Raw genomic sequence first — 13,190 nt, forward strand, 5'->3', positions numbered from 1 at the left:
CAACATCACTATCATTCATATGTAATCCTAGTAAATCATTTAATTCGCTAATTAATACCTTACCTTCTACGACAACATGACCTTCATTCATTTGCTGAATGGGCGGACGCTCATCTTCATCGTATTCATCACGTATTTCTCCTACAATCTCTTCCAGAATATCCTCAATGGTTACAATACCAGCCGTACCGCCGTATTCATCATATAACACAGCCAACGGAATACGTTTCTTTTGCATTTGTAGTAAAAGATTATGTATTGGTATGGTCTCAATTACTTCAATTACTGGACGCGTATACGATTGAATAGAACTGAATTCTTTTGCTTCCTTATTCATATAACGGATAAAGAAATCTTTCACATTCACCATACCAATGATTTCATCTTTATCTTCCCCAAATACTGGGTAACGTGTGTACTTTTCATCACGGATTATTTTCATATGGTCTGCTAAAGAATTATCTACATGTAGCCCTATAATTTCTGTACGAGGGACCATGATTTCTTTCGCAATACGATTATCAAATTCAAAAATATTATTTACATATTTGTATTCAGCCTGATTAATTTCTCCACGTTCATAACTTTCAGAAAGAATCAATCGTAATTCTTCTTCTGTATGTGCTACATCATGCTCTGATGCAGGTTTTAAGCCGAACATTCCTGTTATCATCCTTGCAGAGCCATTTAACAAGCGAATAAACGGATACATGATTTTGTAGAACCAGATAAGCGGAGCCGAAAGTAATAAAGTAACCTTCTCAGCCTTTTGAATCGCGAATGTTTTTGGTGCTAATTCACCAACTACAACATGTAAGTACGTCATAATAGTAAAAGCAATTCCTAAAGATAATACACCTGCAATGGAAGGATTGATGTTCCACTTATCAAATAAAGGATGTAAAAGTCTCTCAATCGTTGGTTCACCTAGTGCCCCAAGTCCCATTGCTGTAACTGTAATCCCTAATTGACAAGCTGACAAATATTCATCCAAGTTTGATGTCACTTTCTTAGCTGCTAGCGCACCCTTCTTTCCTTCTAATACAAATTGATCAATCTTTGATCCTCTTACTTTTACAATAGCAAACTCAATTGCCACGAAAAATGCAGTACATGCGATTAAAACCGCTACCATGATTAAATTAAATATGTCCAACTAATTCCCTTAGCTTCCTTGAAACTAAAGGATTCACCTCCTGATATATTTTCTCTTTCCATACCTACAATTTCATACACTTTAACATGAGATTGAATACAATCTACATTCTCAAAATGATGAGAGGTACTTTGAGAAAATCGAGGTCATTTAGCCACCTATCCGAGTCAACATCTGAGTCCAATACATTTCCACCGCCTTGATTAAATTATCTATATGTTAGCATGAGAAATAAATCCCAGTCAACGTTAACATTTGAAATACCCTGAAAATTAAACAAAGAACTTCTCTCCCCTGTTTCATTAGATTTCTTAATGCGTGCACCAAACACTATACCATTCCCTCCGCTGCCACTAATTATATTATTTTTTGTTCATTATTTACATTCCTTCTCACAGTAAAAAGTAAAGTGCAGTAATTTTTATCAGACTTTTCGAAAACACTTTGACACACATATTAGCCAATGCTAATATGAATGAAGAATAAACACATTAGTAATGACTAATACGATTGGAGTGAATACGATTGTGCAACTCAAATGACTTAGATATTAAAGCCAAATTTATTCGAGGCTTTGCTGATAAAACAAGACTTCAGATTCTTCAATGTATGTTAGATGGTGAAAAAACGGTATCCGAAATTGTAGAAATCACTAAAGGAAATCAATCAAATATCTCACAACATCTGAACTGTTTAAAGGGATGCGGCATCATCCTAGGTAGACAAGAAGGAAAATATGTCTACTATTCCTTACGCAGTACACAAATTGAACAGTTACTTACAATGTTCGATGTTGTCTTTCATGAGGTACAAAATGAAGTAGCATCATGTGACAAAAACGATGGTTGTTTATCTCAAAAAGGAGAGAACTGACATGACAGATAAAAAGATGAGCGGAAAACAAGCGAATTGCTGTCAAGATTCTTCCATAGCACCCACAAAAGAAGAATTAGCAACGGAAACTTCATCGTGTTGCTCTTCAAAAAAAGAGATTCCAATTATCCCTATTACTAAGGAAATCTCTTGCTGTAGTAGTAACAATTCTATTAAAACTGAAACCTGTTGTTCATCTGAATTAGACCTACCCAAAGAACCAGTGACATCAAAATCTTCTTGCTGTAGTGACCCATCACCTCTTCTTAATACTCAAAAAATATCAGGAGATGGCGTACAAACTTATCTTGTAGAAGGTATGGATTGTGGGGCATGTGCTTTAACAATCGAAAAGCATCTACACAACGTTTCTGGCGTGGAAGAAGTTCGAGTAAACTTTGCTACTGGAAAAATGCATATTCGTCATGACCGGAATGTGGATGACATTATAAAAGAAGTGTCTAACGCAGGATTTGAAGCGTCTCTAGCTGGAGCTCGTAGGGGGGCAACACCTGTTTCAAAATCAAAATATACAACTTTGATTCTCTCAGGTTTATTTTTAGCTTTAGGATTTGGAGGAAGTTTTACAATCATATCCCCTCTTCTTATTACACTTCTCTATGCTATGAGCATTGGTATTAGTGGTTATAAACCTGCTAAAAGTGCCTTTTATGCAATTAGAAGTAAATCGCTCGATATGAACGTTCTCATGATATCAGCCGCTATTGGTGCTGCATTAATTGGTCAATGGCTAGAAGGCGCAACAGTTGTTTGGTTATTTGCATTAGGGGCAACGCTACAAAATAAATCAATTGAACATACACGAGAATCTATTCGTGGATTAATTGATTTAGCGCCATCAGAAGCTTGGATAAAAATTGGAACTGAACTTATAAAAAAATCCGTTGATGATATTGCAGTAAATACAACGATTGTTGTAAAGCCAGGTGAAAAAATCCCATTAGACGGCACAGTTATAGGAGGCACTTCTACTGTAAACCAAGCGCCGATAACTGGTGAATCTATCCCAATTGATAAACAAATTGGTGATTCCGTATATGCAGGAACGATTAATGATGAAGGTTCTCTTGAGATTACAGTCACTAAACTTGTTGAGGATACTACGTTATCTCGAATTATTCACCTTGTAGAGGAAGCACAGGAAAATAAAGCACCGACAGAAGCATTTGTTGATCGTTTTGCAAAAATCTATACACCTATCGTTTTTGTATTAGCAATTGGTGTCATGATTATCCCTCCCCTTCTTGGTATGGGCGAATGGATGGAATGGTTTTATAAAGGATTAGAACTTCTTGTTGTTGCGTGTCCTTGTGCTTTAGTTATCTCAACTCCTGTTGCTATTGTATCTGCAATTGGAAATGCAGCAAGAAACGGTGTACTCATTAAAGGTGGTACTGCTCTAGAAATCGCAGGTTCATTAAATGCTATTGCGTTTGATAAAACAGGAACATTGACTGAAGGAAAACCAAAAGTAATGTATGTACGCAGCGTAGATTGTACTGAAGATGCGTTATTATCCATCGCAGCAACAATTGAAGAATACTCTAATCATCCCATTGCCAAAGCAATTACAGCATATGCGAAAGAGCATCAAACTTCTATCCAAAGCGGAACAGACTTCCGCACCATTGTAGGAAAAGGTGCACAAGTAACGATAGATGGCGAAACATACTACGCTGGAAATAAAGCATTATATGAAGGTTTTGGAGTTTCACTTCAAATGTGGAACGAACCGATTCAGGAGATGCAAAGAATTGGTCAAACCGTGATACTTGTTGGAACGAACAAAGTCATTTTAGGAATGATTTCAGTAGCAGATTCCATTCGTTCTACTACTTATGGAACAATTCAAGAATTAAAACAATCAGGTATTCGGGAAACTGTTATGTTAACAGGAGACAATGAAGGAACCGCAGAACACATTGCACAGAAAGCAAAAGTAGATCGCTATTTTGCTAACTTACTTCCAGAAGATAAAGTTCATTCTGTCAAACAACTTCAATCTGAAGGAAAAACAGTGGCTATGATTGGGGACGGCATAAATGATGCCCCTGCCCTCGCTACTGCAAACCTAGGGATTGCAATGGGCGGTGCAGGAACTGATACCGCAATGGAAACGGCAGATATTGTATTAATGGCAGATAATCTTGAAAAACTTCCTTATACAATGAAACTAAGTCGGAAAGCATTGCACATCATAAAACAAAATATTTGGTTCTCATTGATTATTAAATTTATCGCCCTTGCCTTTATCTTCCCAGGTTGGCTTACTCTTTGGATGGCTGTCCTAAGTGATACAGGCGCTGCACTTATTGTAATCCTTAACAGTATGCGTTTATTACGGAACAAATAATAAGATAAAAACTAACACGATAGTTTCGGCTACCGTTTTAGTTTTTATCTTTTCTATATTTTTCACTTTTCATTGGTGATAAAACTTTTACAATGGAACAATTCCGTAGATGTAAGAACGAACTGATTACGATACCTTATACTAATTCTTCAACAAGAAGACCCTTTAGGCTTTTGCCTAACCGCCATTTATCTCCCCCTACTCATTTGTCCATTTCCTACCCATTCCTTGGGGTGGGAGCTGTTCAAGATTGATCAAAATGGATTCAACTTTTGAGATTAATTATTTAGCTTTTATAAAAAAGTTTGATCATTTTCTGTCTGTATTGTTCAACAATCGCGCCCTTTAATGGAATAACTATCTTAAAATCACTTAATTCTTAATTAACTATAGATTTAGTTTAATAAGAAAACATAGTTGTAGTTTGGTTAGTTAATTTTGTCCCTTTGAACCTGTGCAATTTGACGTCATCACATGTTATTTATCTATATTGGAAATAACTGCTCCAGTCATGGCATCAATGTACTGGATGGAGGTCCTGGAATGACGATCACACGCTCGATAAACAAGGATATAGGATTCTGTTTCACTATCATAATTTTTGTTCCAAGCTAATTCAAAATCCAAATGATTGATAAATATTTCACTTGCTTCTTTTTTAGAAATAACCGGTTCAACAGGGATTTGGCTCAATTGTTCCATATCAAAACGCGGTCCACTATAATGATCAACCTGTCCTGTTTGACGATTAACAACAATCATAACTAATTCAAGTTGAATTGGTATACCATGACCGTTATGCATATGGAATGTAAATGATTCTTTCATTGAAGAATCATCCTCTTCTTCCTCGTTTTCTCGAACAATCAGTTGTAAATACCGATAATAATCTGGAACAATCATTTGTAAAAACGCAATGGCTTTTTGATAACATGCCTCACGACTAAGTCTAAGATCGCCACTTCGTTCATTAAACCACATAAAGCTTCTGATTTTACCAGTTTTCTTTGAAATGAAGGCTTTAACTGTATCTTCTGACTGTCTTTTGAAAAAGTCATTTATAGATAAATCCCCTTCCTTCATCTCCCAGTCCCGATTACGCCACACTATGCCCGTTTCTTCTCCCATATCTACTTCACGAATGACTTCCATCCTCTCGGTAATACCAATGATATCTTCAATAGATAAATTTTTTCGTACGGTCGTACTCGAAGGAGGAGTAAGCAAGACATATGTTTGCGGAGCGTCTTCGTCATGTATAATCGTTAACGTTGGTTTCAAAACGTCAGCTTTATATTTCATAAAAAATTGCTCAGGTTCGTACACAAGACGGAGTCCATCTACTGCTACATCATGAGTAGCAGTAGACAACTTTGCAATTGTCAGTTGAAAATTAAGTCTATTTTGTACGTGTTCAACCAGTTTTTCTTTTGAAATCAACATTTTTGGAATAACAAGAATCCTTTTCACACCTTTATATGTAAAGTTAACAATATTCCCCGCGAGGTCTATATCAATATAACAACCAGCATTTTCTAACGGTAAGTCCATAACGATTTGTTCATAGTAAAAACGGTCTGCACAAGTAATTTTTTTTGTTTTATAGTATGTTAAATCTTTTAATGCTTCAGGATAATTGCTAAGTAAGAATTGTTCGGCACATTCTCTTTTTTCCTCTATATTTAAAGGAATCACATCTGAATTTTTATCGTTATTATCAATTGTTAAACCAGTCAAATTACCAGATAAATCTAGGTTAACAGTAATACCCTCATCTTGTTCTTCGTTTGTCCATGAAAAAATAGCCTCCCCTTCTCCATTCTCTCGCTCAACATACTCCTCTATGAGAGGTTGAAAATGACTAGGAATTTTGACCATCGATATTGCACGTTTCTTTAATTCTTCTCTTAGCAAGCAAGCCACCTCTGTATTTTTGATATTTCTTTCTCTTTCTCAACTATTTAAATTTTACATTACTTAAAAGAATTGATATATTTTCTTGCATTTTCCTGCTCCTTTGAATAACGTCAGTATAATAACTACTTCGAAACCTTTTCAAGAAATTCCTGCATATTCCATTAAGTGGCCCAATTCAAAAAGATACGTCTTTATATATGCACGCCTCGATTTTGATTAAAGATTAATTTCAGTAGCTTTCAAAAATATTCAATATAAAAATCGCGTCTCAGCTTTCCGCTCAGCTGAGCATATATTCTCGTGGTTTCACTCTTCTCATGACCAAGTAAGCTTTGTATTACTTCAAGTGACGCACCGTTGTTAATCATATGTGTAGCATAGCTGTGACGTAATTGATGAGGATGAATACTCTTTTTAATCCCGGCACGATTCGATATACGTTTGATAATAAATCTTAGGTTATCAATACTCATACGTCTTTTTGGCCTTCTTTCCGTAATAAACAAACAAGGCTCCTCATTATTTCTTTCATCTAGATACCTTTTTAACCAAATGGTGTAACGAGTTGATAGATTTTTCTCTATAATCAAACATAATTATTTGGACTAATCTCCCTCCCCCATTAGTAAGCTGAAATTAAGGGTATAGAATCGGAGTGTGATAATATGGAACGTCTATGGATTCCAATAATCGTTACGTTTTTTTCGTTCGGTGGATTACTATTAGGAGGTGCTGTTGGAGTAGCAACACGCCAACTAATTGAAGAAAAGATGCATCGCTTATACGCATTATGTGGTGGGATTTTACTTGGATTATTATCACTTGAAATTATTCCTGAAACATTTTCAAGCTATGAAATAATTGGGCCTATGCTCGGTATAGCTATCGGTATTTTAGTTATGAGCTTATTAGATAACTATTGCCATCATCCGATTATACATAAGAAAGATCAACAAGCATGGCAAACCTTCCTTTTTCTTTCTTTCGCTATATTCATTCATAATATGCCGAGTGGATTTGCGTTAGGAACAGCGTTTATAAATCATAATGACTCTGCCATTCCTTTCTTACTTGCGATTGTCATTCACCATATTCCAGAAGGGTTAGCTTTAATTATTCCATTTCTCTTTACAAAACATAAATACATTTCATTTTTATTAACAACTTTATTACTTTCTCTTATCCTAGGGACCGGTACTGTTTTTGGCATTATGATGGACGGGAAAGCTCTCCATTTACAAGGACTTATTATGGGAAGCGCAATTGGTTCTCTTGGCTATGTCACAATTCACGAAATGCTTTGGAAAGCAAAAAAACAGCTACCTTTCCTTCCGTTTCTATCGTGGTCTATTAGTGGATTTTTACTAATAACAGTCTTCACTCTTTTCACTGGACATCACTAAAACAAATAAGTTATATTACTTGTATATTTTTCCTTTTTCTCCAAAACATAATAGTATCTACCTATTATAAGGAGGAACGATTATGTTTGGTAAAACAGCCGGTGAAGCATTAGTGGATCTTTTAATTGACTGGGGTGTAGAACACATATATGGTATGCCAGGAGATTCCATCAATTCTATAATTGAAGCTTTAAGAAAAAAACAAGATAAAATTAAATTTATTCAAGTTCGCCATGAAGAAGCTGGCGCATTAGCAGCGGCAGCCTATGCAAAATTAACAGGAAAACTTGGTGTTTGTATGGCTATTGCAGGACCTGGGGCTATTCATTTATTAAACGGTTTATACGATGCCAAACTCGATCAAGCTCCCGTACTAGCAATTTCAGGACAAGTAGAAACCGATTTACTCGGAACCGATTTTTTCCAAGAAGTAAACTTAGAAAGAATGTTTGATGATGTTGCCGTTTATAACCAACGAATAATGTCAGCTGAACAGTTACCTGCTGTAGTGAATCAAGCTATTCGAATGGCATATACAAAAAAAGGTGTATCAGTTCTTACAATTCCAGATGATGTTCCGAAATTCGAAGTGAAAAATGGTGCACGTATTACAAACTCTTCCTTTACATTACCTGAAATATTTCCGCAAGAAGAAGATTTAGCTATAGCAAAACTCGCACTTAATGAAGCTAAAAAACCTGTTATTTTAGCCGGGAAAGGAGCTAAACATGCGAGAGAGTCTTTGCTTGCATTTGCAGAACATATCGGTGCTCCAATCGTACTTACATTACCAGCTAAAGGGATTGTTCCTGATGAACACCCGCTTTGTATCGGTGGATTAGGATTAATCGGGACGAAACCTTCTTATGAAGCAATGAAACATGCAGATACTTTAATTATGGTGGGCACTTCTTATCCGTTCACTGGTTTCTTACCCGAAAAAGCAAAAACACTTCATATTGATACAGACCCCGCACAAATCGGGAAACGTTATACGACAGATATCGGCTTAGCTGGTGATGCTGATAAAACATTAAAATGGTTAATTGAAAATGTAGAAAAACACGAGGACCATTCCTTCTTAGAGCATCATCAAGAAATGATGAAAAAGTGGGAAGAAAAATTACACAATCAAGAAGAAGATTCTTCGACTCCAATTAAACCACAGCGAGTTATGCATGCACTGCAGAAAGTAGCAGAAGATGACGCAATTCTTTCAGTCGATGTCGGAAATGTAACAGTATGGACTGCAAGGCACTTCCGTATGACAAACCAGAAATTTATCATTTCTAGTTGGCTTGCAACACTTGGCTGCGGTTTACCTGGTGCACTTGCTGGACAAATTGCTTTCCCGGATAAACAAGTGTTTGCAGTTTGTGGTGACGGCGGATTCGGAATGACAATGAATGACTTCGTAACAGCTGTTAAATATAAACTACCAATCGTTGTCGTTGTATTAAACAATAATAAAATTGCTATGATTAAATTTGAACAAGAAGTTATGGGAAATATTGAATTTGGTACAGACTTAACGAATCCTGATTTCGCAAAATATGCTGAGGCGTGCGGTGGTATTGGATACCGCGTAGAACATTTAGATGACTTACTTCCTGCCTTTGAAAATGCAGTAAAACAAAATAAACCGTGCATTATTGATGTAGTTGTAGATGTAAATGAAGCACCAATGCCAGCAAAAATCACATTTGGTCAAGCAGCCGGTTATACGAAACATATGATAAAAGAATTATTTGAAGAAGGTAAGATTGATTTACCTCCACTTTAAAATATAAAAAAGGTAGCTGAAAACTTTTTGTCTCCAGCTACCTTTCCCTATTTTGATACCTCTCTATGAAATGAAAAATCATTCACGGTAGGCTGTATTTGTTTCTCTACTTTCACTTCTTTATCCTTCCGTTTCGCTCTTCTAACATTCCCTAATTTAATTGCATCCTGCATACTATTACTAATAAGATTTCCTGACAAGATTGTCATACTATAGAAAGAGATCGGAATAAGTACAATCCATGTATGAGTAGTTAAGTGACGGAAGTTTTGACCAATTAACCCTGTCCATTCTTTTGTTACACTATCTGCATCTATACCGCCAAAGATTATTGTTCCGCCAAAAAATAATCGCAACAAACCCAGATGTAAGAGAAGTAATAAAGTGCTAACAAATTGCTGGGCTACTAATAAAAGAAATGATGGTAACATATGCGGCCATACATGACGCTTCAGTCTTTGCCACTTACTTCCTCCAAGCACTGTTGCCGCCAACATAAATTCTTCTTTCTTAATACGCTTGACTTCTTGCGCTACATACAACATAACTGTCGGTACTGCAAGACATGCAAGAACTATAATTTGAAACGCAACTCGCAAATGAAACGGAGCAGCTGCCTCTCCACTGTCGAACATTAAAACTCCCCTTAATATAAAATAGGAAATCATAACCATTGGTACAATGCTGAATGGGTCAAAAAAGGACGAAATAATTGGAAAAGAACGCCGACTATACATACCGAGAAGTAAGCCTATGCCCCCTCCAATAATTACTCGTAAAATCGCTATAATTAAACTCGCACCAACCGTCCATTTCGCTCCCTCTATTATTAGTTGAAAAAGATCGCGGCCTTTCGCATCACTTCCGAACCAAAATTTACTCGATGGTGAAAACGGAGCAACCTCTAATTCTCCTTTTGCGTTATACATCATCGTTAGTTCACGAATATTCCCATCGAAAAACAACGTATTCCCAATACTAACAATCATAAGGACACTTAAAAAGGTTACACCAAACCAAAATCTTGCATCTCTTTTAACAACTTGCCACATATTATACACGCTCCTTTATAACATTTTGTAAAAGCGTATGTAATAAACGAAATAAGATAAAGATCGGTACATATAATATAATTAAACTTACTGTGAAAATTTCTGTATTTGAATGTTCTTTTACGAATACAAACATTCCATATGTGTTAAAAATCCATTCAATAATATATAAATTGGATAGCATAAATAAAATATTTGTTTTCGCATAATAAACTGTCGTCAATAAAACATTTCTTGAAATATGATGTGTCAAAATATGTCGTAAGCTTAACCCTTTACTCTTGGCAAACATACTATAATCTTTCTCTAATTCTTCTCTGAACCTTAATAACAAAAGTTTAATAAACAATAACGTTGTTGGTATTGTAAGACATATAATAGGTAACAAACGTACTCTTTCTTCCCCTAATCCAGCAAGTTTGATTGGCATAAATCCTGTTTTTTGAAAAATAAGTATGACAAGAAGTTGCGATAATAAAATAAGTAAAATATCTGGTATGCTCTCAAGGGTTAGAAAAATCCCATTCCAAATTCTTTGTTTCATATGAGAACGCTGCAGCACAAAAACAACAAATACATATGCTATACATAAAGAAAGTAAAAAAGCTGAAAGAAATACTATCATCGTTTCAATATAATGAATCCAAATTTGCGGAAACAATTTTTTCGGTACCTGAAACCCATATGTAATTTCAGTTGGATGAAGTAATTTCTCTCCTACATTTATGATTGCATCCCAAAAACCGATTAAATCAATTTGCATTCCCTTAAATAACCGAGGGAGCGCACCTAGACAGATTATACATAAGATTGCAGCAAATAATTGTAAACAAGTAATTCCACACCACTTAGCAGTTCGCATCAACATAACTATTCCCCTTGCCATTTAATAGAATATTCAGAAATAAAAAGTTAGACATATTACATCTCTTCAGCTATACCCTGCACTCTCTTTTACCCACTAGGTAATATAGCTTGATAAAGGCACGTAACAGATAATAATAAACCAAATAGAGCATACAAACTATTTACCATTTGGATTAATACCTGTTGCTGCACCGTATTGATCTAACAAGTAAAACATTAAAGAAATTCCGGCAATCATAGAACCGAGTCGCTCTAAAATATTTGCTAGAAAAAAGCGTGCATACACTTTCTTTCAAAATAACTGTAGCATTTCTTTCATACTCAATATCCTTTCTCTCGACAAAATATTATTATTTCAGTTATTTATCGGAAGTCTTGTTATATTTTTCGACCATTATCCAATCTTTTCCTTCTTTATAAAAAACAAGCTAAAAAAAAGACCCTTGTTCATAAATACAAGAGTCTTTACATTTTTCTTCGCTTCACGAATTTGTCGTGGATATTTATCTAAAATCTTTAAAATTCTTGCTAATACCTACTTAATCTCTCAATTTTTTTAATTTCCTAAAGTTCGGATACATTTGATTTACTTGACGAATGTTTCGCACATCCATTTATAAAACTTTTCCTTCTCTTCAAATTGCGGATAATGAGCTGATTTCTCAAAAGTAATAAATTCTTTTTTATCCGCTTCAATCATATCAAAATATTTTCTTGCTGCAAGAAATGAAGTATTATAATCGTATTTTCCCATAAGAAAATAAAACGGTAGATTCAGCTTAGTTACTTTAGTAGGTAATGGATTCTTTAAATCTTTTTCTAATAAAACTGTTTGAGAATAGGATAATCCATAGTTATAACGAATTACGTCAAACAAGTTATATTCATTACTGAATAACATCCCTATGTTATCACCATCTGGATTTTCAATAAGTCTTGAAGTTCCACCGTATTTCGCAACATAATTTCGCGGGGTATATGTATCGCCATTTTTAATTTGTTCAGTTAAACCTTTTAAATGTGAAACCTCATCCGCATTCCCAGCATTTTGTGCCTGTTCAATAACATAGTTTAAACTATCCATCTCACTTTCTACTGTATCACTCATCTGTCCAATACCAATATATGCTTCATATTTTTCAGGAGCTTTGTTGGCAGCCTGTATTCCAATATATGTACCATAAGAATGGCCTATTAAAATTACTTTTTCTTTGCCTAGACGTTTTGAAACGTAATCCGTCATAGCTAATAAATCCTCCACGAGTAGATTTGATGAAAGATTTGAATAGTCTTCAAAGAAATGATACGATTTTCCACTTGCTCTTTGATCATAATTAACAATCGTAAATTTATCTTCCAGTAAGTCTTGATATTTTTGAGCATACGGTATTTCTGAAGAACCTGGTCCACCATGAACAAAGATAATAACTGGATTACTCTTATCTTTGCCACGTATCATAATTTCATGATCACTTCCATTTATCTCTACTTGTTCTAATGTACTTATACTGTTATTACCCTTTATTTGCGAAGTCCATGTGGGAAATAATAGAGCTATGATTAGTAATAGTATAGTAATGACTCCAATAATTTTTATTGATTTTTTCATCTTTTTCATAATTCAATTCCTTTCTGTTAAATTTATTTACATATCAATTTAATTCTGTAAAACTACATAAAATCACCACTAAAAATAAGCATATAAAACAATTACACTTTTCTATTTCATCCCAATCTTTTTGTGCATTATTAATTTCCCATACAC

General features: G+C 35.0%; 9 protein-coding genes and 2 pseudogenes. 4 read left to right on the plus strand and 7 right to left on the minus strand.

The annotated features are described in order from the left end of the window. The coding region (locus tag AB3X48_RS10885) for a hemolysin family protein (RefSeq protein WP_367959466.1) at positions 1 to 1,156 on the minus strand (1,156 nt) is incomplete at its 3' end. Positions 1,157 to 1,681: 525 nt separating this feature from the next. Between AB3X48_RS10885 and AB3X48_RS10890 the strand changes: the two genes are divergently transcribed. Next, a complete protein-coding gene (locus tag AB3X48_RS10890) occupies positions 1,682 to 2,029 on the plus strand; it encodes an ArsR/SmtB family transcription factor (protein WP_002109853.1) in 348 nt (115 codons plus the stop codon). Position 2,030: 1 nt separating this feature from the next. Next, entirely contained in the window at positions 2,031 to 4,403 is a 2,373-nt protein-coding gene (locus AB3X48_RS10895) for a heavy metal translocating P-type ATPase (protein ID WP_088099058.1), read from the plus strand. A gap of 477 nt (positions 4,404 to 4,880) precedes the next feature. Here the strand turns inward: AB3X48_RS10895 and AB3X48_RS10900 are convergent, their stop codons facing one another. Then, the gene (locus tag AB3X48_RS10900) at positions 4,881 to 6,317 is read right to left on the minus strand and encodes a YcdB/YcdC domain-containing protein (protein ID WP_016104806.1); all 1,437 of its coding nucleotides are present in this window, start codon (positions 6,315 to 6,317) and stop codon (positions 4,881 to 4,883) included. Positions 6,318 to 6,559: 242 nt separating this feature from the next. After that, positions 6,560 to 6,886: pseudogene (locus AB3X48_RS10905) on the minus strand (tyrosine-type recombinase/integrase); the annotation flags it as partial. A 99-nt stretch (positions 6,887 to 6,985) separates the two neighbouring features. Between AB3X48_RS10905 and AB3X48_RS10910 the strand changes: the two are divergent. Beyond that, positions 6,986 to 7,723, plus strand: coding sequence for a ZIP family metal transporter (locus AB3X48_RS10910; protein ID WP_002031888.1), 738 nt, complete (start codon positions 6,986 to 6,988; stop codon positions 7,721 to 7,723). Between the two features lie 82 nt (positions 7,724 to 7,805). After that, positions 7,806 to 9,506 carry a pyruvate oxidase gene (locus AB3X48_RS10915; protein WP_002109846.1) on the plus strand — a complete coding sequence of 567 codons (1,701 nt, stop codon included), beginning with the start codon at positions 7,806 to 7,808 and terminating at the stop codon, positions 9,504 to 9,506. A gap of 47 nt (positions 9,507 to 9,553) precedes the next feature. Here the strand turns inward: AB3X48_RS10915 and AB3X48_RS10920 are convergent, their stop codons facing one another. The 4 genes and pseudogenes from AB3X48_RS10920 to AB3X48_RS10935 all read right to left on the minus strand — a co-directional run bounded on the left by AB3X48_RS10920 (position 9,554) and on the right by AB3X48_RS10935 (position 13,043). Further along, the gene (locus tag AB3X48_RS10920; protein ID WP_016104805.1) at positions 9,554 to 10,558 is read right to left on the minus strand and encodes an ABC transporter permease subunit; all 1,005 of its coding nucleotides are present in this window, start codon (positions 10,556 to 10,558) and stop codon (positions 9,554 to 9,556) included. Between the two features lies 1 nt (position 10,559). Next, positions 10,560 to 11,426, minus strand: a complete 867-nt coding sequence (locus tag AB3X48_RS10925; protein WP_246908463.1) for an ABC transporter permease subunit — start codon at positions 11,424 to 11,426, stop codon at positions 10,560 to 10,562. 189 nt (positions 11,427 to 11,615) lie between these two features. Then, positions 11,616 to 11,744: pseudogene (locus AB3X48_RS10930) on the minus strand (MFS transporter); the annotation flags it as partial. Between the two features lie 267 nt (positions 11,745 to 12,011). Then, on the minus strand, positions 12,012 to 13,043 hold the full coding sequence (locus tag AB3X48_RS10935; RefSeq protein ID WP_016104803.1) for an alpha/beta hydrolase: 1,032 nt from the start codon (positions 13,041 to 13,043) through the stop codon (positions 12,012 to 12,014). Between the last annotated feature and the right edge of the window lie 147 nt (positions 13,044 to 13,190).

Origin of the sequence: Bacillus sp. S4, from assembly GCF_040838205.1 — a bacterium.
Taxonomy (GTDB): Bacteria; Bacillota; Bacilli; order Bacillales; family Bacillaceae_G; genus Bacillus_A; species Bacillus_A cereus_U.